This is a genomic window from Nocardia sp. IBHARD005 (assembly GCF_052814245.1).
The window spans coordinates 2,946,807-2,969,182 of the sequence record NZ_CP199935.1 but is presented as its reverse complement, the minus strand read 5'-3'; the positions used below and the strand labels follow the sequence as shown (position 1 = coordinate 2,969,182).

Below are 22,376 nucleotides of genomic sequence, written 5' to 3'. Positions count from 1 at the left end.
GGGAGGTGAGATCAGCCCTTTTGTTTCCAGCATGTATCGCGATGATTTCCGCGCGTAAGGAAGCAGCAAGAAATCATCGGAAACGCCCGTGAGGGTGTGAGCTGCGCCTCCTCTGGGCGATCTTAGGCCAGAGTCACGCCCACCGCACTTCGGCAGGCGACCGACGGTGAGAAAGTTGATTGCGTCAGCGGCGTACCCGGTGAGTTACCCATGTCCTCGCGAGACCTGTCGGCGATTACCAGCTGTCTTCGAGCATGCGGGGTTTGCCTGCCTGCCACGCACCGGCCAGGAGCACGCCGAGGGCGACGAACAGCATCGCGAACGGGACGAGCCAGCCGCCGGTCCAGGTGTGCAGCATGCCGAACAGCAGCGGGCCGAGGCAGGCGATCGCGTAGCCGACGCCCTGGGTGAAGCCGGACAGTGCCGCGGAGCCCTGGGGCGTACGGGTGCGCAGATTGATCAGTGTCAGCGCCATCGGGAAGGTGGATGGGCCGAGCCCGAGCAGCACGACCCACAGCAGGGGGGCCTGCATCGGCGCCACCAGCAGGCCGGCGAAAGCGGTCGCGAACAGCACCATGCAGCCGACGACGACGGGGAACGGGTTGCGCATCCGCGAGACCACGGTGGGCGCGCCCAGCGCCGGGATCAGCCCGATCAGCGCGAACAGGCCGACCATGCTGCCGCCGAATCCGGCACTCGCGCCCGCGTCGGACAGGATCTTGGGCAGCCAGGCGAACATCGCGTAGGTGGTCAGCGAGGTCATGCCGAACATGCCCGCCATCCCCCACGCCACCGGCGAACGCCAGACTTTGCCGGTCTCGGGCGCTTCGGCGGGCAGCGCGGTGGTGTCGACCGTGGCGCGGCCACGCCGATCGCGCAGCACCACCAACCACGGGATCGCGGCCGCGAAGCCGATCAGCGCCCACACACCCATCGAGATCCGCCAGCCGTGCGCTTGGGCCACCGGCACCGCGATGAACGCCGGAACAACAGTACTGAGCTGCACCATCACGATGTAGAGCGAGCTGATCACCGCCAGGTGATCTCCGAAATACCGCTTCACCAGCGGCGGAATCACCACATTGCCGATGCCCATGCCGAGCAGCGCGACCCCGGAGAACCCCAGCAATTCGATGGTCCCGGTGGAGAACACCCGCACCAGCGACCCCGCACCGGCCAGCAGCATCGCCACCAGCACGGTCCGTTCGAGCCCGAAGCGGCGCACGTACAGCGGCGCGATGAGCCCGGCGAGCCCGAACATCGCGGTCGGCAGCATGCCGAACACCCCGATGATCCCCGCGCCGTACCCGATCTCGGCACCGATCTTCTCGGCCAGCGGACTGAACGCGGTGACCGCGGCGCGCAAGGTCAGCGCCGACATGATGATGGCGGCCAGAACGAGCAGCCGACCTTCGATCAGCGACCGCTTGGTGATCTCGGGAGACGGGTCGACGCGACCACGCCGGTCGTCCGCAAGGGTCGACCCGGCGCCAGAAGCTGGCTGGAAATCACGGAGCGGCGGCACCCGGAAATCATAGGATGACCCGACGACTGCTGCCAAGTGACTGTGAGCGATCTCCCGAACGCGAGGACATGGGTAACTCACCGGGAACAGGCCGACGCACAGCCGCCATCCCGCGGCCGCCGACCCAGGTCAACCCCGCGCACAACTCTGGCCTGAAGTCCCGGAGAGGCGGAACAGCCCAGTACCCTTACCAACGTGCAACCCGTCCGGCGAACCAGCCTCATCGCCCAGGTAACCGAACAGCTTCGGGCCGAGGTCCGTTCCGGCCGTTGGCCGGTAGGCCAGCGGATCCCCACCGAACCGGAACTCACCGAGCTCACCGGGACCGGCCGTAATACCGTCCGCGAAGCCGTCCAGGCGCTCGTGCACGCAGGCATGCTCGAACGCCGTCAGGGCTCGGGCACCTATGTGATCGCCACCTCCGAGGTCGGCGGCACCCTGGGCAAGTATTTCGCCGACGCGCACGAACGCGACATCCTCGAGCTGCGCCAAGCCCTCGACACCACCGCCGCGGGCCTGGCCGCGCGCCGCCGCGACGACACCGATATCGCGAACCTGCGGCGCCTGCTCGCCGAACGCAGCAACCGGAATTGGGCCGAAGCCGACCCGGTGGCCATCGCCGCCGACGTCGAATTGCACCGCGCGATCGTCGTCGCCAGCCACAACGCGGTATATCTGGAGTTCTACGATTCGCTGCTGCCGATCATCGAACAGGTGATCCACGCGCGGACCGCGAAATCCGACGACGCGTACGACAGCGAGCACGCCGAGCTCGTGCAGGCCGTCATCGACGGTGACTCCGAGCGAGCCGTGCAGGCCGCGAACTGCTTCCTCGGGTCGCTCATCGCCGAATACCCGGACCGCTGAACAGAACCGCTTACTGAATCCAGGTAACCGGGCTGTCACCACCAGCGAATTCGCGCGGTGAGCCCGAGTTGCCTGGAACGTCACCTGAGGCCATTGTCACGCAACAACCGGCTCCTACCTTTATCTCGACACCGCACAAGCGCTCGATCGAGAGGAAGCCGATGACCGCAATCGCCGCCACCGGCCAGGCGACGGAATCTCCGTCGTTCGAATATGAGAAGAAGGGTCGCTGGCTGACCCAGTGGGAACCCGACAATCCGAAATTCTGGGAATCGGGTGGTGAGAAGACCGCCAAGAAGAACCTCTGGTTCTCCGTGTTCGCCGAGAACCTCGGCTTCAGCGTCTGGGTGCTGTTCGGCTCCATCGTCACCGCGATGGGCGCCGCCGGCTTCACCTTCCTCGAAGGTCTCGGCAAGGGCAATCCGACCGCCGTCGCCAACGCACTGCTGCTGACCTCGGTTCCCACCCTGGTCGGTGCGACCCTGCGTATTCCGTACACCTTCGCGGTCCCCCGGTTCGGTGGCCGGGCCTTCACCGTCTTCAGTGCGGGGATGCTGCTGATCCCGACGCTGGGTCTGGCGTACTTCGTCAACCAGCCGGGCACCCCGATGTGGGTGTTCTTGCTGCTGGCCGCGCTCGCCGGTGTCGGCGGTGGCAACTTCTCGTCGTCGATGGCCAACATCTCGTTCTTCTTCCCCGAGGGCAAGAAGGGTGCCGCGCTGGGCATCAACGCCGCGGGCGGCAATCTCGGTGTGGCGCAAACACAGCTGGTCGCGCCGCTGCTGATCACCTTCGGCACACATCTGCTGGCCAAGGACGCCGCGGGCTACCGGTTCGGCATCACCCTCGCCATCCTGGTCTGGGTGCCGTTCATCCTGATCGCCGCGTTCGGCGCGCTGCGCTACATGGACTCGATCGTCTCGGCCAAGGCCGACGGCAAGTCCTACAAACTGGCGCTGACCAACCCACACACCTGGATCATGTCGTTCCTCTACATCGGCACGTTCGGTTCGTTCATCGGCTTCTCGTTCGCCTTCCCGACCCTGATCAAGGCCAACTTCCCGCATCTGGCCTCGATCGGCTGGATCAGCATGGTCGGTAACCTGGCCTTCCTCGGCGCGCTCGTCGGTTCGTTCAGCCGGCCGGTGGGCGGGTGGATCTCGGACAAGGTCGGCGGCGCCCGCATCACGGTGTTCGTCTTCAGCGGGATGGCCGTCGCGGTCGCGCTGATCATGGTCGCGCTGTCGATGAAGAGCTTCCCGCTCTACCTCGCCGCGTTCCTGCTGCTGTTCGTCCTCACCGGCGCAGGCAACGGCTCCACCTATCGCATGATCCCGTCGATCTTCGGTGCCACCGCCAAGAAGTACGCCGCGGAACACGGCATGGAGATCACCGAGGCGCAGGCCTCGGCTCGCCGTCAGGCCGGTGCCGCGATCGGCGTGATCGGCGCGGTCGGTGCCTTCGGTGGATTCATCCTCCAGCAGGCACTTCGCTTGTCCAACATCAACTTCGGCTCCATGGCCCCCGCCTTCTGGGCCTACGCCGTCGCGTTCCTGGTGATGGCAAGTGTCACCTGGTGGTGCTACCTGCGATCCTCGTTCGCCACAGAGAAGATGCCTTCCCTGGCTTACGCCAAGGTCTAACCACCCCTCACCCCCGGAAGCCACGTTCGGATCCCCTCCCGAACGTGGCTTCCGGCTGTCAGCGTCGTGTTCGGGCCGGTGTGGTTTCCGCGTCAGAGCGCCAACCGAACCATGTCAGCTGTCCTCGCCAGGCCGGGGAAGGCTTCGGGGGTGGAGCGGGGATGCAGGGCGTGCACCGCCAACCGGAACATCAAGGCGCGCAACAGCATTTGTGGCCATTCGGGAAGGGTGGACCAGCGGTCGAGGAGGCCGTCGTCGCCGCCACCCCACGCGAGGGCATCGACTACTACCACACCCGCGGCCCAGGTGGCCGGGCGCCAGTAGGGGGTGATGTCGGTGAGGGCGGGGGTGTGGGCGCCGGTGAACAGGACGGTGCCGAAGAGGTCGCCGTGGACCAGTTGGTCGGGGCTGCGCACGGACTTGCGGAGGGTGGCGAGCTGGCCGATCAGTTCGAGGGAGCGTTGGCCGTCGGGGGTGGCGGCGACGGGGACACCGCCCGCGCGCAGGGAGCGCAGCGGGACCGATTCCCAGGCGGCGCGGTCGGCGGCGACGAACACGTCCACGTCGACCCAGGGCGCGACGGGCGGCTGGACCAGGAAGCGAGGGCGTTCCAATTCCGCTGTCGCCTTGTGCAGGCGCAGCGAGACCGAGACGACCTCGTCGTGGCGGGGCTCGGGGGCACCGTCGACGTAGGTGTCGGCGCGCCAACCGGAGACCACATAGCGACCGTCGGTGGCGCGGACGGGGCGGGCCACCCGCAGCCCGTCGACCGCGAGATGTTCGCGTACTTTCGCCGACCACGCGGCCCGCGCGTGATCGGCGACGGGGCTGAGTACCACCTCACCCATCCGCCAGCCACCGTCCCAGTCCCCTAGGGCAACCGGTGTCACTTCGCGAAGCCCGAATGTGGCTCGCACATGCTCGGGAGGTTCGACTGAGGTCACGGCCGTACCGTAACCCCGCAATCACCGGTGGCGTCCCAAGGCACGCTGTGATACACCACTTCGCGACCTCACCGCAATCAGCGGCGAGGTCGCGAACCGGCAGCTATCGAATCAGTAGACCGGCAGCGACGGATCGACCTGCTTGGCCCAGGCCACCACGCCGCCCTGCAGATGTGTCGCGTCGGCAAAACCGGCGCGCTTCAATGCCGCCAGCGCCTCCGCGGAACGGATACCGGTCTTGCAGTGCAGCACGATCGGCTTGTTCTGCGGCAGTTCGGCCAGTGCCTCGCCGGACAGGATGCGGTCCTTGGGGATCAGGGTCGCGCCCGCGATGTGGACGATGTCCCACTCCACCGGCTCGCGCACATCGATCAGCTCGACCTTGTCGGCGTCGAGCAGGTCCTTGAGCTCGGCGGCGGTGATGGTCGACCCGGCCGCGGCCGCGGTACCTTCCTCCGACACCACACCGCAGAACGCGTCGTAGTCGATCAGTTCGGTGATCGGCTCACGCTGCGGATCACGGCGCAGCTTGATGGTGCGATAGTTCATGTCGAGTGCGTCGTAGACCATCAGGCGGCCCAGCAGCGTCTCGCCGATGCCGGTGATCAGCTTGATCGCCTCGGTCACCATCACCGAACCGATCGACGCGCACAGCACGCCGAGCACGCCACCCTCGGCGCAGGACGGGACCATTCCCGGCGGCGGGGCCTCCGGGTACAGGTCGCGGTAGTTGATTCCGCGTCCGTCGGGGGCGTCTTCCCAGAACACCGAGACCTGGCCCTCGAAGCGGTAGATCGAGCCCCACACGTAGGGCTTGCCCGCGAGGACGGCGGCGTCGTTGACGAGGTAGCGGGTGGCGAAGTTGTCGGTGCCGTCGACGATCAGGTCGTATTCGGCGAACAGCTCCACCGCGTTCTCGGGCTCCAGGCGGATCTTGTGCAGCCGCACGTCGATCCCGGAGTTGATCTCGGTGATGGAATCGCGGGCGCTGTCGGCCTTGGGGCGGCCGATATCGGACTCGCCGTGGATGATCTGGCGCTGCAGGTTGGACGCGTCGACCTCGTCGAACTCGACGATGCCGAGGGTGCCGACACCGGCGGCGGCCAGGTAGAGCAGGGCGGGCGAGCCGAGGCCGCCCGCGCCGATCACCAGGACCTTGGCGTTCTTCAACCGCTTCTGCCCGTCGACACCGAGATCGGGGATGATCAGGTGCCTGCTGTAGCGAGCGATTTCGTCCTTGGTCAGCTCCGCGGCCGGCTCGACAAGCGGCGGCAACGTCCCATTGAGAGACACGTGAGAACTCCTGTATCTATGGCGGCGGGCGCGGCCGTACACCGGTGGCCGCTCTGCTGACTACAACAAGACCTGCCGCGCTGTTCTTCCCTGTTCATGTTCCCGCATGGGCGGGGCCGCTATCCGCGCGGGTACGGCCAGGGGTTGAAGCGGCAGGTCTTGCCGTCGGCGGGGACTACGCCGTGGGGGTCGAGTTGGGCGATGTCGTTGTTCTTGGTGCCGAAGGTCTGCTGCATCATGATCGGCGCGAGGCCGCCGTCGGTCTCGCACGGCTGGTGGCCGTGGTAGCCGATGGCGTGCCCGACCTCGTGGTTGATCTGATACTGACGGTAGGAGCCGATATCGCCGTCGAAGGCGAGCGCGCCGCGCACCCAGCGGACCTCCGACAGCACGACCCGATCGAGGTCGGCGTTGTAGCACGACGAGTCGATCGGGATCTCGAATCCGCACGCGGCGCGGGTGCTCTCACGAGAGGTGAGCGAGAGGCGGAAGTCGGCCGGGCCCGCGTCGATGCGCTGGAAGCCGAACTTGGGGTCGTTGGTCCAGCTTTTCGGGTTGGCCAGGGTGGTCTCCACCATTTTCGCCACGGCGGCGTCGCCACCGAACGGTGAGGTATCGATACCGTCCTCGACTTCGACGGTGTAGCGGAACACACGCTCGGTGCCCACGCCGACCTGGGCGCTGGTGCCCGGCACGATATGCCAGGTGCCCGCCGCGCGGTCGACGTATTCGCCACCCTCCGGCAGCGCACCGAGGGGCAGATCGGCGGGAAACTTGCCGTCGCCGGGAGGTGCGCCGATGATGCCGGACTGCGCCACCTTGGGACTCAGCGCACCGAAGCCGGGATCGGTGGGCGGCGGGATCGGGCCGGTGCGCACCGCGTCGACGGCAACCAGCACGGTGATGGCGAGCAGCACCGGCAACGCGTAGGCACGCCACCCGTAGGCGGAGACGAATCGGCCGAGCGCGCTCTGCTTCTTCGCCTCCCGCTGTGGGCTGCGCGGGCGGCCGTTGTCGTGGTCGGTGGGATCCCAGCGGGCCCGCAGCGGCTGCCGGGATCGATCGGCGGGCTGATAGAGCCCGAGCGGGTCGTAGACCTGCAGTTCCCGCCCCTCTGACGCCGACGTGACAGCACCGGACTCGGAGGGTTGCGTGGAGCGAGCGACATCGCGCCCGCCGTCGGCATGGTCATCCATCCGGTCGGTCACCCCATCAGATTCTCACAGTGGGCATATCCGCCGTGCGGGCGGCCGGAGGAGATCACACGGTTACGGCCCGGCGAACTCTGTGGACTGGTACTACATTTCCAGGGCGAGACGCAGGGAGAACACCGTGCGAGTATCGTTCGTGGGATACCCGGACCGCACACCCGGCGGCCAAGGGACTAGGGAATCGACTATAGAGAGCCGAGATGACTGACCTCGTGGACCGCATGCCCTCGCGCCGATCGGTGCCGGAGACGGTCCCAGCCAAGCGCGGCACCCGCCTGCCCCGTGACGAGCGCCGCCAGCAGTTGCTGCTCGCCGCCAGCGAGGTCTTCGTTCAACGCGGCTACCACGCGGCGGGCATGGACGAGATCTCCCAGGTGGCCGGGGTCAGCAAGCCGGTGCTGTACCAGCACTTCGCCAGCAAGCTCGAGCTGTACCTGGCGGTGCTGCAGAACTACGTCGACATCCTGGTGTCGAGCGTGCGCCAGGCGCTGCGCTCCACCACCGACAACAAACAGCGCGTGCGGGCCGCGGTCGCCGCGTACTTCGATTTCGTCGACAACGAGATGCAGGGTTTCCGCTTGGTCTTCGAATCCGACCTCACCAGCGAACCGCAGGTGCAGCGCCGGGTCGAGCAGGCCACCGAGGCGTGTGTCGACGCGGTGTTCGATCTGGTCGCCCACGACTCGGGTCTGGACCCCTACCGCGCCCGGATACTGGCCGTCGGCCTCGTCGGTGCGAGCCAGTTCTCGGCGCGCTACTGGCTCGAAGCCGATCGCCCGGTCCCCAAGGACGAAGCCGTCGACACCACGGTGTCACTGGCGTGGGGTGGCCTCAAGCACGTCCCGCTGACCGCCGCCCAGCGTGCGTATTCTCAAGATCTCTGACAGCCCCCGAAACAAGAAACGGCCTGCCACCCGTAAGGATGACAGGCCGTAGCCTTTTCTCGAGCAGGCCCGATCAGAAGCCCGACCAGCTCAGACGGTCGCGAAGCCGACTCGGCCTGCGGCGGGGGAACCGATTTCCACGTAGGCGACCTTCGCGGCCTGGATCAGGAACTTGCGGCCCTTCTCGTCGGTGAGCGACACGACGCCGGCGGAGCCGCTCAGCGCATCGGACACCAGCGCCTCGATCTCGTCAGGGCTTTGCGCACTGTTGATGACGAGCTCTCGCGGGCTATCCGAAATACCGATCTTGACCTCCACGGCCAACCTCCGAACGTAAGAGTCCTGTGTTGTCGACTCCCAGGCTAATGCTGTTCCGCCTCTCCGCGTATTCGGCCGCCGATTTAGGTGTCGCTCGGGTTCCTGACCGGGCTTGCGGATACGTGTGACAAACGTCTTGGGCGTACCCGATGAGTTACCCATGTTCGTGCGAAATCAGTGGTCACGGCTCGATCAGTTCGATCTCCAGTTCGATTTTTACTGTGTCGGAGAGCATGCCCGGCATGGCGACGCCGACGCCGAAGTCGGTGCGCTTGATGGCGCCGGTGGCGGAGAAGCCCGCGTGGCGGGTGCCGTCGGGGAAGTCGGCGATGCCGCCCCATTCGACGTCGAGGGTGAGCGGCCGGGCGATCGCGCCGAGGGTGGCCTCGCCGGTGACGGTGAAGGTCTCGGCGATCTGCACCGGCTGGGTGGCACGGAAGCTCAGGGTCGGGCGGTTGGCGACGTCGAGGAAGTCGGCCTGGCGGATGTGGGCGTCGCGGTCGGCGTTGCCGGTGTCGAAGGAGTCGAGGTCGATGGTGGCGCCGAGGGTGGCCGCGCCGTTTTCGCCGACGACGAACTCGGTCTCGAAGCGGGTGAAGCCGCCGCGTACCTTGGCGATCCCGAGGTGGCGAATGGTGAACGCGACCGAGGCGTGGGCGGTGTCGAGGGCCCAGGATCCGGCCTTCAGCTGCTGGGTCTGTGTCGAGGAAGTCATGCCTCCACCCTGACCGGACTGCGGTCCGTTAACCAGACCGCGGTTATCCTGGTCCCCGCAGGGCGTGGCTGAAAGTTCCATGACCAGGGAGGATCGAAGCATGGTTGGCGCAGGTATCACGGATCCTCCGGGCGCTCGGTCGGCGTTCGCGGAGCTTCTCATCGCCCGTCGAGCCGAATTGCGCCCGGAAGACGTCGGCCTTGCCGGCGGCGGCAGGCGCCGCACCCCTGGCCTGCGCCGCGAAGAGGTCGCGGTGCTGGCCGGTGTGAGCGCGGATTATCTGGCCCGGCTCGAACAGGGCCGCGACACGAACCCGTCGATGGCCGTGGTCGACGCACTCGCCACCGCGCTGCGGTTCAACGACACCGAGCGGGCCCATTTCGGCTGGCTCGCGCTGACCACTGGCAGCGAATCCCGTTGCCCTAGTACCGCTTTCGACCCAGCCCTCGATCAGGTTCCCGCCGCGCTCCGCAGCGTGCTCGACGCGCTCGCCCCCACCCCGGCCTTCGCTCTCGGCCCCCGCGCCAACGTGCTCGCCTGGAACAGCGCGTGGGCCGACCTGGTCACCCCACTCGGCCTGCTCGACAACCCGGACATGGTCAACCTCGCCGCCTGGACCTTCCGTCATCCCCTGGCCCGCACCACGGTCACCGATTGGCCCCAGTTCGCCGATCTGCTCGCCGACCAGCTCGCCAGAACCCGCCTGCGCCGCCCCGGCGACGAACGCATCGCGGGCGTCATCGCCACCCTGTGCGAAGAACCCGAATTCGCCCGCCGCTGGCAACCCCATCGCCTGGCCGAAGACCTCCCCACCCTCCTCGGCTTCGAACACCCCACCCGAGGCACCCTCACCTACACGGTGCAGACCCTCTCCGCCGACAAGGATCAGCAAATCGTGATCTGGTTACCACGCGAAACCGCCACTCGCACACCAGAACTGCGCCTGGTACAGCACCGCGCGTCGGGAGAGTAGCGCCACGGGTCGCGCGACACCACCGTTCGATTCCGCCTATCCCAGCACGTCGGGCGCGAGAGCTTCGGTACCCCGGTGATTACAGTCCCAGTTCGGCCATGCGGGCCGCGTGACGCTGCTGCATGCGGTCGAACAGGGTCGCGATGCCGTTGAGATCGCCGGTGGCGGCAAGGACCAGTTCGGCCAGTTCGTCGCGCTGGGCCATCACGAACTGCGCCTGGGTGATCGCCTCGCCGAGGAGGCGGCGGCCCCACAGCGTGAGGCGGTCGCGCTCGGAGCGGCTGGCCGCCACCGCGCTGCGGACCTCGTCGACCACGAACTGGGAGTGGTCGGTTTCGGCGAGCACGTCGCGCACCACATCGGCGACCTCGACGGGCAGCGCGCCGGCGATCTCGGTGTAGAAGTCGGCGGCCAGGCCGTCAGCGACGTAGAACTTCACCATCGACTCGAGCCAGGTCGAGGGGTCGGTGCAGGCGTGGTAGGAGTCGAGGGCGCCCTGGTACTGCGCCATCGCGGCCTCGGGGTCGGCACCGCGCGCGGTGAGCGCCGCTTCCAGGGTCTCGAAGTGCGCGAGCTCGGCGGCCGCCATCTTGGCGACACCGATCCGGCCGCGCAGCGACGGCGCCTGCTTCGCTTCCTCGGCAAGCCGATAGAACGCGGACAGCTCGCCGTAGGCGAGGACCGCGAACAGCTCTGTCACCCCCGCGTGGTCCGCGGCGAGCGGTGCGGTCGAGAAGAATTCCGGCGCGGCAGTGGTCTGGGCTCCCATGACTGTCAACAGTACAGCGTGTCTGAATACTCTGACCGCGTCCAGACACCGCCCTTCTCGGGCGTCCTCACCTCATGCCACTAACGTGGTCCGAGCTTCGGTTTCCGCGTCAACCAGACTGGTTTCACCAACACTCGCAGAGTGTCGGTCAGTGCCGATCTGTCGGCGGACTTTGGTGACCCGGCCCCCTGCTCGGGGGTCCGGGGATCGTGAGAAGTCTCGGTGAATCATCGGCCATTGAGCGAGGTTGACCGCCGCGTTGCGATCACGGTCGCCACGAAACCCGCACTCGCAGACGAACACTCGATCCGCCAACGTCAGGGCCGAGTTGATCGTCGTGCACGCCGAACATCGTCTACTCGACGGGAACCAACGATCGGCGGTAGTAACCACACCACCACGCCATGCCTGCTTGTAGGTCAACAAGCGGGCGAAATCCGCCCATCCGGCATCGCTGATCGCCCGCGCCAGACGACGGTTTCCCATCATGCCCGCCACATGCAGGTCTTCGACTACGAGCCGGTCTTGGGTTTTGACCAGCGCGTTGGCGACCTGATGGGCGAAATGACGACGAATATTGGCGACCCCGTGATGGTGGCGGGCCAGCCTGGCGGCGGCTTGCCGGTGGTTGTGTGAACCTTTCTGTTTGCGGGAACATGACTTCGCCAAGTGACGTTGCCTATCCAGGCCGACGGTCAAGGGCTTGGGCGCGACGATGCGGGCGACTTCGGTCCCGTCAGCGGTCGCGGCAACAGCGAACACACTCAACCCAAGGTCTATGCCTACCCAACCACCGTGATCGCCCTGTTCTCGCGGCTGATGACGGTGAGCCGGGTGTATATCGGAAGCTTCGCAGGTCAGGCTGATCCACCACCGCGCCGCCCGATACGACACGGTGGCATACAGGATTTTCGCGCGGCCTTTGGCAAGCAGACGCCGTAACCGGCGAGTGTCTGCCCGCACCCGGATCGCACCGATCCCAGACAATGTCACCGACCGGGGCCTGCCGTTGTCACCGACCCGGATCTTCGTGCGCCCGGACTTGGAGTGCTTGTTCCGAATCCGGAACGACGGGATGGTCTTGTCCTTTTTCTTGAAACGAGGAAACCCGACGCGCCCACCCGCACGTTTCCCGATCCTAGAGTCCGAGAAAGCTTTCAGAGCATGCCCGCAGTCGACAGCGGCTTCTTCGAACACCTGCTGACACACCTCGGTCCGCCACGCCAGACCTGTCACAACCACCTCGGCTGCTCCGTCCGAGTCGACCGCGATCACTCGTCCGGCGGCTTCGGTCTTCTTCCAGGCGTTGAATGCGTTGATCAGATCGAACCCGGTCCACGGCACCCGATGCTCCGGTGAGGCCTTACGGAGTGCAAGGGCCGTTGTGACAACACCGAGGCTGTGGTTGAACGCGAACCGAGCAGCTCCGGCATGACGAGTGAGCACCGCAGTTTGCTCGACCGTGGGGTCGAGTTGATACCGGAAGCTCGTATGGCGGCTCATCATCGGCGAGTGTGACACAGACCACCGACACCTAATTGCGCGGAGGTCAACCCGACCGAGCTCTCAGATTCCCGCTGAGCTTCGTCTGATCGGTGATCAGTCGCGTTCGGCCAGGAATTTGTCCAGGTGCGCCCAGGTGGTTTCGCGGGCCTCCGGTCCGGTGAGAATGCCGAGGTGGCTGCCCGGCACGACCTCGTAGGTGACCGACGGCGAACCCGACAGTGTGCGCACACCGGCCTCGACGGCGGCCTTGGGGGTGATCACGTCGGACTTGCCGCCGATCAGCAGCACGGGCACGCGCACGTCGGCGAGTTCGATGGTCCGGTCGCGCAGTTCGAGCTTGCCGTTGCCGATGTCGTTGGCCAGCATCATCCGGCCCCACAGCTGGTTGTAGAAACGGCCGGGGTAGCCGGGCATGGCGGCCTGGAAACGGTCGATGGATTCCATCTTGGCCAGGGTCTCGGTGTTCGCGATATTGCTGGCGATGAATCTCGGACGCGCCAGTTCACGGTCGTAGGCGGCGAGCCGGTAGCCCAGCTTGGTCAGCGGTGCCGGAATGCCGCCCGCGGCCCGGACGAACGCGGTGGTCCCCCAGCCGCCGGTGAGGCCGGCGACAGCACGCAGCTGCGGAATACCGAGCATCTTGTCGTAGTCGAGCGGCGGGCCGACCCCGGTGACCGAGCGGATCGGCAGGTCCGGGTTCGCGGCGGCGGTGAGCAGCGAGAACATGCCGCCGATGGACCAGCCGATCAGGTCGACCGGCGCACCGCCGCGATCGGCGCTCACGCGCCGGATCGCCTCGGGCAGGATGTCGGTGACCCAGTCCTCGAAGCCCATCCGGCGATCGGCGAAGGAGATGTCGCCGTAGTCGATCAGGTAGGGCGCACGGCCGGTCTCCACCAGGTAGCGCGCCAAGCTCTGATCGCGGCGCAGGTCGTAACAGGTGGCGGGCGCGGCCAGTGGCGGCACCAGCAACACCGCGGAATCGCTTGCCGCAGACTGGAACTCGGTATCGTAGCGACGCAGCAGGCGGTGCGGCTCGTCCCACAGCACGGTCGAGGGCGCCGGGTCGACGGGCTCGATTCCTGCGCCGAAGCTCAGCGCCCACGCGTTGCGCGCGGCAGTGGTGACGGTGTCGGTGATACTCACGCCTAGAAATGTCTCACACACGGTACCGCCGGTACCAGTGAGCTCGATTACACCCGTGGACACGCGCGAAATCCCGCGCACATGAATTGCGCTGCGACACACCACCCGCGCCGAGGTAATCCGGTGACGAGCCCGTTTTCGCGCGGCATTCAACCACGCCCACATTTCCGATTGCGCAGAATATCACGCTACAATCTCCGTGGACAACGCTAGTTTCGGCGCCCGGACATACCCCGCGGCGTGGCCTCCACCGGCGCAGAGCGCGGGCGGACAGCGGCGATGTCCAAGACAGCAATGTCGAAGAAAATGTGCGCGCAACGAATCCGCATCACCGCAGCGCCGCGCCGATGACACCGTCTCGACGGCCACGCATAATGCCTGGTCGGCGATGGTTATCCGGCGCCGGCCCGGTGAATATCACAGGCGGGTATGTGGTCGTCGCGGGCCGACCGGCCCGCCCCACCTCGTGCGTGCGAGATGCAATGACGAGGAAGGCACGAACACTGAGCAAGATCACTGTCGAAGAGGAACCCGGTGTGGCCGAGACACTCCTGACGGCCGAACTGGACAACACCCACATCCCGCCGAGTTTTGCCGAATTGGGCGTGCGCGAAGAAATCGTGCGCGCACTCGGTGAGATCGGGATCGAGCGCACTTTCGCGATTCAGGAACTGACCCTGCCGCTGGCACTGGCCGGCGAGGATCTCATCGGCCAGGCCCGCACCGGCATGGGCAAGACCTTCGGTTTCGGCGTGCCGCTGCTGCACCGCATCGCCACCGCCGACACCGGCACCACCCCGCTCGACGGCACCCCGCGCGCGCTGGTCATCGTGCCGACGCGCGAGCTGTGCATCCAGGTCACCAAGGACCTGGAGAACGCGAGCAAGTACCTGACCAACCACCAGGGTTCGCTGAAGGTCGCCGCCATTTACGGTGGCCGCCCCTACGACACCCAGATCGCCGCCCTGCGCGACGGCGTCGACGTGGTCGTCGGTACCCCCGGTCGGCTGCTCGACCTGGCGAACCAGAACCATCTGATCCTCGGCAAGATCGGCGTGCTCGTCCTCGACGAGGCCGACGAGATGCTCGACCTGGGCTTCCTGCCCGATATCGAGCGCATCCTGTCGATGGTGCCCGACAAGCGTCAGACGATGCTGTTCTCGGCCACCATGCCGGGCCCGATCATCACCCTCGCCCGCACCTTCCTGACCAGGCCGACGCACATCCGCGCCGAGCTGGCCAACGATTCCGCGGTGCACGACCGCACCGCGCAGTTCGTCTACCGGGCCCACGCGATGGACAAGGCCGAGCTGGTCGCCCGCGTGCTGCAGGCGGAGTCGCGCGGCGCGACGATGATCTTCACCCGCACCAAGCGCACCGCGCAGAAGGTGGCCGACGATCTCGCCGAGCGTGGTTTCAATGTCGGCGCCGTGCACGGCGACCTCGGTCAGATCGCCCGTGAGAAGGCGCTGACCAAGTTCCGCAAGGGCACCATCGACGTGCTGGTCGCCACCGATGTCGCCGCGCGCGGTATCGACATCGACGACGTCACCCACGTCATCAACTACCAGTGCCCCGAGGACGAGAAGACCTACGTGCACCGGATCGGCCGCACCGGCCGCGCCGGGCGCACCGGTGTCGCGATCACCCTCATCGACTGGGATGAGCTGCACCGCTGGGAGTCGATCAACAAGGCGCTCGGCCTGAACATGGCCGACCCCGCCGAAACGTACTCCCGTTCGCCGCACCTCTACAGCGACCTCGGCATCCCCGAGGGCATCACCGGCGTGATCCGCAAGCCCGCGGCCCCCACCCGTGACGACGACGCCGTAGTCGAGGAGCGCACCGAGCGCCCCAAGTCCTCGCGCAGCCGCCGCCGCACCCGCGGTGGCAAGGCCGATGCCGAGGGCACCGAGTCGACCACGACCACCGAGTCGGCGGACAACGCCGACGAAGCGGCCGACGGCGACAAGCCCGCCCGACGCAGGCGCCGCCGCCGCAAGCCCGCCGAGGCAGGCGAAGCGGGAACCGAGTCGACCGATGCGGGAACCGCGGAGTCGACCGAAGCGTCCACCGACGTCCCCGATTCGGCTCCGGCCGACAACGAGGGCGACGACACGGCCAAGCCCGCCCGCCGCAGGCGCCGCCGCAAGCCCGCGGAAGCCACCGCGTCCGACGCAGCGGCCACCGTGGACGCCTGAGCGCCAGCTGGGGAGACAGCCAAGCAGCCATCCCCAGCTGAACCGTTCACCCAGAAACCGCCATGACCGCACTCCCAGCCACGCACCCGCGACCCCTAGGGACAATGCCGCGCAGTTAGCGGGTGGACAGGTCTGTCAAGCGAGTTGGCTTGTCAGCCTTGACCATTCACCAATAAAACAGCGGAACTGCTGGTAGAGAGGTTTTGTCCTCCAAGACAAACCACTTACCAGGAGTTCCGCTGCCTGTTCAGTCTGTCATCAAAAGAGTGTCCGTGGTCGCGGCCGGGGTTTTCGCGCCCGGACATGTGGGTGAGTTGACCCAGATCGTGCCCTTCGACATGGTCGACGCCGCGCTGGAAACGTCGCGGACCGGACGCACACGGGTCCGCGAGCTGCCCGCACGAGTTGTGGTCTACCTGCTCCTGGCTGGGGCATTGTTCTCCGAGCTCGGATACACGCAGGTATGGGCGCGGATGGTCTCGGGTCTGGACGGGCTCACAGTAGCTCGACCCGGATCCTCGGCATTGGCTCAGGCCCGTCGCCGAGTTGGTCCCGCCCCGCTGGCAGCGTTGTTCGGTATCCTCGCCGGTCCGACCGCGGGCGCGACACGATGGCGGGGATTGCTGGTGTGCGCCATCGACGGCACGAGCATGTCGGTACCCAACAGTGATCACAACCGTGGCTCCTACTACCGACTACACAGCGGCGATCTCGATTCGGGATATCTGATGTTGCGGTTGGTGGCCGTGGTGGCTTGTGGCACCCGCACCGTCATCGACGCGGTGTTCGGCAGCTTCGGGGTCTCCGAGATCGCGTACGCACCCCGCTTGTTCGGCTGCCTGCGCGAGGGCATGGTGGTGCTGGCCGACCGGAATTTCGCTGTCGCGGCGTTGATCGGGGCGATCGCGGAAACGAAAGCTGACCTGCTGATCCGGGGAAAAGCAGGACACACGATGCCGGTGATCGAGACGCTGCCGGATGGTTCCTGGCTCAGCGTGAAAGGCCCGGTCGTGGTGCGGGTCATCGATGCGCAGATGGTCATCTCCGCCGGTGGGGTTGCCCGCACGGCCCGGTATCGATTGTTGACCACTCTGACCGACTACCGCCGTTATCCAGCGATGGAGTTGGTCGAGCTCTACCACCAGCGGTGGGAGATCGAGACCGCCTACGCCGAACTCAAATCGAGCATGCTCGGTGCTCGGGTGCTGCGCGCTCGCACCCCCGCCGGAGTCGAGCAGGAGGTCTACGCGTTGTTGGTCGCCTATCAAGGGATCCGGATCGCGGTCGCCGATGCCACCGGCACCGATCCGGGTGTGAGGCCTTTACAAGCCAGCTTCAGTATCGCTCTCAATACTGCACGTGACCAGCTCATACACGCAGCCGATGTGGTGGCTGGAACCAGTATTGATCTCGTCGGCAAGATCGGTGCGGCGGTCCTGGCGCAGTTGTTACCGCCACGTCGATCGCGTCAGTGCCCGCGTGTGGTGAAGAGGGCATTGTCCAAGCACCGCGCGAAAGGAGTCATCGACCGCACCAACTACTCGTCTGTTGCGATCTCGATCAACCTATGCGAGTTACCGGTATTGACATCAGCCCCGGCGACCTAACTGCGCGGCATTGCCCCTAGGGAGCGGCGGCCACGAAGTGGCCGGTCCGCGGCCGGGTCGCCGGTCAGCGCTCGAAGCGCATGCGCCGCAGGCGCGAGTCTCGAGCGCTGACCGGCGGCCCCTCAGGGCCGCGGACACGCGCGCGCCAGCGCGCCAAAAACACAGCGTATCCAGCCTGGGACTACCGAACCCCGAATCCCAGCCAGCCGCCCCCACAATCCCTCACCGCCGAGGCTCCCGTCCACGCAACGGCAAACTCGGCCCAGTGATACCCATCGGCTAGTGTCGCTGTCGTGCTCGCACCCGAACGGCGGACGCGCGCCGACATCTTCGTAGCAGTCGCGATCGCCGTCACTCTCGTAGTGGCGGCGTTCGTCGTCTGGGCGCGCGCTGATGCCACCGGGACCGATTCGGTCACCGCGGCGTCCCCCGCTCCCACCGTCACCGCGGCTACCCAGCTGCCCACCACCTTGGGTGAGCAGTGGCATGCCGCCGACGAGTCGAGCAGGCGGGCGCTCACTTCGGGCAATGTGGTGGTGACCGGCGACCACGGCACCGTGAGCGGGCGCGATCCGGTCACCGGAAAGCAGTTGTGGTGGTATCGCCGGGATATGCCGCTGTGCGGGGTCGAGTCGCAGTTCGGCACCGTGATCGCCACCTATCGCGATCAGCGTGGGTGCAGTCAGTCGGTGATGCTGGAGGCCGATACCGGTGAGCGCCGGGTCGCGCGCAGCAGCTACATGGACGACGAAATCCGGGTCACCGGTGACGGCACCTACCTGCTCGCGCTCGGTGCCGACCGGCTGGAGATGTGGCGTTCGGATCTGGTGCGCACCCTCGAGTACGGCTACGTCGATGCCCCGGTGAATCCGAATACCCAGCCGCGCAACGGATGTGCGCTGCGGTCGGCCGCGTCGAGTTCCTCGCGCCTTGCGGTGCTCGAACGCTGCCCCGGCGACACGACCGACCGGCTGACGGTGCTCAACCCGGCACCGAAGGAATCGACCGCCCCCGAGGAGTACGGCTCGCGGGTACTCACCGCACCGGGCGCCGACGCGCCTGAAATGCGGGTAATCGCGGTGTCGGACAACAAGATCGCCGTCTACTACCCCCCGACCCCACCCACTGCCACCGGCCTCGGCCTGCCCGCCAGGATCGTCGTGCACGACGGCACCGGCAACGAGATCGCGACCCATCAGCTCGCCGCACCGTGGGACGAGCGCGCCACGGTGACCCGCCTCGGCGCGGCCATCTACGTCTTCACCGGCGACAGTCTCATTGCCTTGAGCTCCAGCACATTACAGCCGGTGTGGACGGTTCGCGATGCGCTCGGCACCCCCGCGCTGATGGCGGGCAGGCTGCTGGTCCCGGTCCCCGCCGGGCTGCTCGCGGTGGACAGCGGCAACGGCACGACCGTCGCCGAGATCCCGATCGAGCGCACGGACTACCGCGGCGACACCATCGCCACCGCCGTCTTGGGCACCATGGTGTTCGAACACCGGGGCGGACAGCTGTACGCGCTGGGCTGAACCCGCACTGCCATGATGGACCCATGTCCACACCCGATGCCCGCCTGGTCCTGCTGCGCCACGGCGAAACCGAGTGGTCGAGTCAGCGCAAGCACACCAGCTTCACGGACTTGCCGCTGACCGAGCTGGGCGAGGCACAGGCCGTCGCAGCCGGGCTGGTGCTGAAATCTCTCGACCTGCGCGATCCGCTCTGCGTCACCAGCCCGCGGCTGCGGGCCAGACACACGGCCGAACTGGCAGGCCTGTCGCCGATCGAGGTCGACGACGATCTGGTCGAGTGGAACTACGGCGAGTACGAGGGCATCACGACCGCGCGGATCCGCGAGATCGTCCCCGGCTGGACCGTGTGGACCGCGCCCGTCCCCGGCGGCGAGACGGCCGAGCAGGTGGGCGCCAGGGCCGACCGGATCCTCGCCCGGGTCGAGCCGCGGCTGCCACAGCGCGACGTGATCCTGGTCGGGCACGGGCATTTCTCGCGGGTGCTGATCGCGCGCTGGGCGGAGTTCGCGGTGCGCGAGGGCCGCCGGTTCGCGATGTCGACCGGCGCGGTGAGCGTGCTCGGCTTCGACCACGACGCCCACGCCATCTGGGGCCACAACCTGACGACCCGCACCGAACCGATCGAAGGAGTCTCGCGATGAGCGCACTGGTCCGCCGCGCCACCCCCGACGATGTGCCCGCGATGGTCGGGCTCGTCCACGATCTGGCCGAGTACGAGAAGGCGCCCGCCGACACGCCGTCGATCGAGTTCTACCGATCCCTCGGCGCCGCACCGCAAGACGAGTGGGTCGGCTATCGCCTCGCCGGTGCCGAACTGCCGGCACTGGCCGCCACCGCGGGCTGAACCGTGCGCATCGCATTGCCCCACGATTGGCCACGGACGCCCGACGAGGCGATCGCCCTCCAGGACGAACTCCGCCCTTCGGTATCCACCGAAAACCCTGCGCCGCCGCAATTTTCGACAGCGGCGGGAATTGATTCGGCGTATGCCGCCGACGGCACCGTAGCGACGGCCGCGGTAATTATCGACATCGCCACCATGGAAACGGTGGAATCAGCAGTCGCACACGGCATTTCGGAATTCCCTTATGTGCCGGGTCTACTCGCGTTCCGGGAACTGCCCGCGACAGTTGCCGCATTGGAAAAGCTCACCGCCACACCGGATCTACTCGTATGTGATGCACAGGGTTTGGCGCATCCCCGGCGTTTCGGATTGGCGTGTCACGTCGGGTTGCTCACCGGAATTCCGACCATCGGTGTCGCCAAATCGGTGTGGGGCGAATACCGCGCGCCGGGGCCGCGCCGCGGTGACGCCAGCGACGTGACGATCGACGGCGAGGTCGTCGGGCGAGCGCTGCGCACTCGCGACGACGTGAAGCCACTGTTCGTCTCGGTCGGCCACCGCATCGACCTCGACACCGCCTGCGACCGGGTACTGGCCCTCACGCGGGGTTTCCGGCAACCCGAAACCACCCGCCGAGCCGATCACCTGTGCCGCGAGGCACTGCGCGCGGCCACGGCCTGACCTACGGCCGCTCGTCGTCCTCGGGGATTTCGCCGTATTCCTGCCCGACAACCGTCAGACTACGAACCGTCTTCTGAGATTTCGCCGTATTCGTGAGCCATGAACCGACTCGTGGCAGGGGCGAACAGCGCGGCCAATCCGGCGACCGCGACGAGCCCGAGCAAACTTCCCCACAGCGGCTGATGCGAGTCGGTCAGCAACGACCAGGCCACCGGCAGCAGCAACACGTTCGCGATGACCGCGATGGCCCGCCCCCAGCGTTTGCCGCGCAGCAGCCCGATGCCCGCGGCGAGCACCCCGCCGAACAGCACCCCGAACCAGATCGCGGTGCCGACCCCGCTGGCCGCGGACTGATCGTGTCCGGTCAGCGCCCGCACGATCAGCACGATCGCGGTCACCACCCCGGCCAGCCCCTCCAGCGAAACCAGCCCACCGGCCACCCGCACCGTCATCGGGATACCGGTCGACACCTGGTCGCCGCTCGCGCGCTGGTCACCGTCTGTCACGTCCTGCTCTGCCACGTGCCCCAGCCTACGACGACGCGTCGTGGCGCCCGGCGCGCGCCGGGTGTTCGCCCGCGCGCATTACCCTCGGCACTGTGCGGACGCTGCTCATTGTCAATCCCAATGCCACCTCGACGACCCCGGCCACCCGGGATCTGCTCGCTCACGCCTTGGAGAGCCGAACGCAGCTGACCGTTGCGCACACCCAGCATCGCGGCCACGCGGCCGAACTGGCCCAGTGGGCATCAACGCAGGAAATGGACCTGATCGTCGTGCACGGTGGCGATGGGACGGTCAACGAGACCATCAACGGCTTCCTGCCGGTGCCCCAGGTCGGCGACGACCAGGTGTGGCGCCCTCGCCTCGGGATCATCCCGGGCGGTTCGGCCAATGTCTTCGCCCGCGCGCTCGGCATCTCCCCCGATCCGGTGACAGCAACCAACCAGCTCATCGATCTGCTGGCTCGCGACGCCGACCGCCGGATCGGGCTCGGCCTCGCCGACGACCGGTGGTTCACCTTCAGCGCGGGCGTCGGCCTCGACGCCGATGTGTGCGAGGCGATCGACGCCGCCCGCGCCAAGGGTCGCAAGGCCACGCCCGCGCGCTATCTGCGAACCACGGTGCGTCAATTCTTCCGGGCCCGGCGCCAGGATCCGCGCGTCACGGTCGAGGTCACGGGACGGGATCCGCTCGAGGAGGTCTATTACGCCTTCGTCACGAATTCGAGTCCCTGGACCTATCTGGAGGACCGCCCGATTCGCACGAATCCCACCACCACCTTCGAATCGGGCCTCGGCGTGTTCGCGGTGCAGTCGATGAGTGTGACGCGCACCCTGCTGCTTGCGCGGCAGTTGCTGGCCGAGAATGGAAACCCCAAGTCGCCCATGCTTTTCCGCGCCGACGACGTGCCGTCTGTGCGAATCGAGACGGGCCAGGAGATCGGCCTGCAAATCGATGGCGACTTCATCGGAAAACGCAAGATGGTGCATTTCACAGCTGTCCCCAGCGTGCTCGACGTGGTGGCCCCCAAGCCGTCCTGACACCCGGGCATCAAGAAAAATCTCCAGGTTGCGCTGCGAAAACCTGGCGACGCGAGTACAAAGGACCGGGCAGGTTCCCCTTGTGGGGACCTAGAGCGTGATCTCCCCCACGGTGCGCCGGAGACCTATTGACATCTACGGTGATCGTGAAAGCATTCACAAGCAACCGTGCGGAAA

Annotated in this window: 21 protein-coding genes; 11 read left to right on the top strand and 10 right to left on the bottom strand. The window is 67.0% G+C overall.

From position 1 onward, the window contains the following. Window positions 1-235: 235 nt before the first annotated feature. Window positions 236-1,381: an MFS transporter gene (locus ACTWPB_RS13885; protein WP_446226339.1), complete on the bottom strand. Its 1,146-nt coding sequence runs from the start codon at window positions 1,379-1,381 to the stop codon at window positions 236-238. 339 nt (window positions 1,382-1,720) lie between these two features. Between ACTWPB_RS13885 and ACTWPB_RS13880 the strand changes: the two genes are divergently transcribed. Further along, a complete protein-coding gene (locus tag ACTWPB_RS13880; protein ID WP_446226046.1) occupies window positions 1,721-2,392 on the top strand; it encodes a FadR/GntR family transcriptional regulator in 672 nt (223 codons plus the stop codon). A gap of 161 nt (window positions 2,393-2,553) precedes the next feature. Continuing rightward, window positions 2,554-4,035: an MFS transporter gene (locus tag ACTWPB_RS13875; RefSeq protein ID WP_446226045.1), complete on the top strand. Its 1,482-nt coding sequence runs from the start codon at window positions 2,554-2,556 to the stop codon at window positions 4,033-4,035. Between the two features lie 92 nt (window positions 4,036-4,127). On the opposite strand, the gene ACTWPB_RS13870 is transcribed toward ACTWPB_RS13875, so the two are convergent. The 3 genes from ACTWPB_RS13870 to ACTWPB_RS13860 all read right to left on the bottom strand — a co-directional run bounded on the left by ACTWPB_RS13870 (window position 4,128) and on the right by ACTWPB_RS13860 (window position 7,468). Then, window positions 4,128-4,979 (bottom strand): TIGR02569 family protein, encoded by an 852-nt coding sequence (locus tag ACTWPB_RS13870; RefSeq protein ID WP_446226044.1) that lies wholly within the window; start codon window positions 4,977-4,979, stop codon window positions 4,128-4,130. A 111-nt stretch (window positions 4,980-5,090) separates the two neighbouring features. Next, window positions 5,091-6,272, bottom strand: a complete 1,182-nt coding sequence (gene moeZ / locus ACTWPB_RS13865; RefSeq protein ID WP_446226043.1) for an adenylyltransferase/sulfurtransferase MoeZ — start codon at window positions 6,270-6,272, stop codon at window positions 5,091-5,093. 119 nt (window positions 6,273-6,391) lie between these two features. Then, window positions 6,392-7,468: a DUF3152 domain-containing protein gene (locus ACTWPB_RS13860; RefSeq protein WP_446226338.1), complete on the bottom strand. Its 1,077-nt coding sequence runs from the start codon at window positions 7,466-7,468 to the stop codon at window positions 6,392-6,394. 215 nt (window positions 7,469-7,683) lie between these two features. Between ACTWPB_RS13860 and ACTWPB_RS13855 the strand changes: the two genes are divergently transcribed. Then, window positions 7,684-8,367 (top strand): TetR/AcrR family transcriptional regulator, encoded by a 684-nt coding sequence (locus ACTWPB_RS13855; RefSeq protein ID WP_056812916.1) that lies wholly within the window; start codon window positions 7,684-7,686, stop codon window positions 8,365-8,367. A 90-nt stretch (window positions 8,368-8,457) separates the two neighbouring features. Here the strand turns inward: ACTWPB_RS13855 and ACTWPB_RS13850 are convergent, their stop codons facing one another. After that, the gene (locus tag ACTWPB_RS13850; protein ID WP_194826377.1) at window positions 8,458-8,685 is read right to left on the bottom strand and encodes a DUF3107 domain-containing protein; all 228 of its coding nucleotides are present in this window, start codon (window positions 8,683-8,685) and stop codon (window positions 8,458-8,460) included. A 181-nt stretch (window positions 8,686-8,866) separates the two neighbouring features. Further along, window positions 8,867-9,400 carry a YceI family protein gene (locus ACTWPB_RS13845; protein WP_446226042.1) on the bottom strand — a complete coding sequence of 178 codons (534 nt, stop codon included), beginning with the start codon at window positions 9,398-9,400 and terminating at the stop codon, window positions 8,867-8,869. 100 nt (window positions 9,401-9,500) lie between these two features. Between ACTWPB_RS13845 and ACTWPB_RS13840 the strand changes: the two genes are divergently transcribed. Then, window positions 9,501-10,373 carry a helix-turn-helix transcriptional regulator gene (locus tag ACTWPB_RS13840; RefSeq protein WP_446226041.1) on the top strand — a complete coding sequence of 291 codons (873 nt, stop codon included), beginning with the start codon at window positions 9,501-9,503 and terminating at the stop codon, window positions 10,371-10,373. A 79-nt stretch (window positions 10,374-10,452) separates the two neighbouring features. Here ACTWPB_RS13840 and ACTWPB_RS13835 read toward each other — a convergent pair whose 3' ends face one another. From ACTWPB_RS13835 to ACTWPB_RS13825, 3 genes are all read right to left on the bottom strand, one after another. Then, on the bottom strand, window positions 10,453-11,142 hold the full coding sequence (locus ACTWPB_RS13835; protein WP_446226040.1) for a ferritin-like fold-containing protein: 690 nt from the start codon (window positions 11,140-11,142) through the stop codon (window positions 10,453-10,455). 72 nt (window positions 11,143-11,214) lie between these two features. After that, on the bottom strand, window positions 11,215-12,648 hold the full coding sequence (locus ACTWPB_RS13830; protein WP_446226039.1) for an RNA-guided endonuclease InsQ/TnpB family protein: 1,434 nt from the start codon (window positions 12,646-12,648) through the stop codon (window positions 11,215-11,217). Window positions 12,649-12,741: 93 nt separating this feature from the next. Next, window positions 12,742-13,794, bottom strand: a complete 1,053-nt coding sequence (locus tag ACTWPB_RS13825; protein WP_446226038.1) for an alpha/beta fold hydrolase — start codon at window positions 13,792-13,794, stop codon at window positions 12,742-12,744. Window positions 13,795-14,276: 482 nt separating this feature from the next. On the opposite strand from ACTWPB_RS13825, the gene ACTWPB_RS13820 reads away from it, so the two are divergent. The 6 genes from ACTWPB_RS13820 to ACTWPB_RS13795 all read left to right on the top strand — a co-directional run bounded on the left by ACTWPB_RS13820 (window position 14,277) and on the right by ACTWPB_RS13795 (window position 20,656). Then, window positions 14,277-15,995: a DEAD/DEAH box helicase gene (locus tag ACTWPB_RS13820; protein WP_446226037.1), complete on the top strand. Its 1,719-nt coding sequence runs from the start codon at window positions 14,277-14,279 to the stop codon at window positions 15,993-15,995. A 266-nt stretch (window positions 15,996-16,261) separates the two neighbouring features. Next, a complete protein-coding gene (locus ACTWPB_RS13815; RefSeq protein ID WP_446226036.1) occupies window positions 16,262-17,602 on the top strand; it encodes an IS4 family transposase in 1,341 nt (446 codons plus the stop codon). A gap of 293 nt (window positions 17,603-17,895) precedes the next feature. After that, the gene (locus ACTWPB_RS13810) at window positions 17,896-19,131 is read left to right on the top strand and encodes an Rv3212 family protein (protein WP_446226035.1); all 1,236 of its coding nucleotides are present in this window, start codon (window positions 17,896-17,898) and stop codon (window positions 19,129-19,131) included. A 23-nt stretch (window positions 19,132-19,154) separates the two neighbouring features. Further along, a complete protein-coding gene (locus ACTWPB_RS13805; RefSeq protein WP_446226034.1) occupies window positions 19,155-19,772 on the top strand; it encodes an acid phosphatase in 618 nt (205 codons plus the stop codon). Then, the gene (locus ACTWPB_RS13800; RefSeq protein ID WP_446226033.1) at window positions 19,769-19,975 is read left to right on the top strand and encodes a hypothetical protein; all 207 of its coding nucleotides are present in this window, start codon (window positions 19,769-19,771) and stop codon (window positions 19,973-19,975) included. The genes ACTWPB_RS13805 and ACTWPB_RS13800 overlap by 4 nt, the downstream gene beginning before the upstream one ends. 3 nt (window positions 19,976-19,978) lie before the next feature. Beyond that, window positions 19,979-20,656 (top strand): endonuclease V, encoded by a 678-nt coding sequence (locus ACTWPB_RS13795; RefSeq protein ID WP_446226032.1) that lies wholly within the window; start codon window positions 19,979-19,981, stop codon window positions 20,654-20,656. Window positions 20,657-20,715: 59 nt separating this feature from the next. Here the strand turns inward: ACTWPB_RS13795 and ACTWPB_RS13790 are convergent, their stop codons facing one another. Next, on the bottom strand, window positions 20,716-21,108 hold the full coding sequence (locus tag ACTWPB_RS13790) for a hypothetical protein (protein WP_446226337.1): 393 nt from the start codon (window positions 21,106-21,108) through the stop codon (window positions 20,716-20,718). Window positions 21,109-21,254: 146 nt separating this feature from the next. Between ACTWPB_RS13790 and ACTWPB_RS13785 the strand changes: the two genes are divergently transcribed. Then, a complete protein-coding gene (locus ACTWPB_RS13785; RefSeq protein WP_446226031.1) occupies window positions 21,255-22,199 on the top strand; it encodes a diacylglycerol/lipid kinase family protein in 945 nt (314 codons plus the stop codon). The last annotated feature ends 177 nt before the right edge of the window (window positions 22,200-22,376 follow it).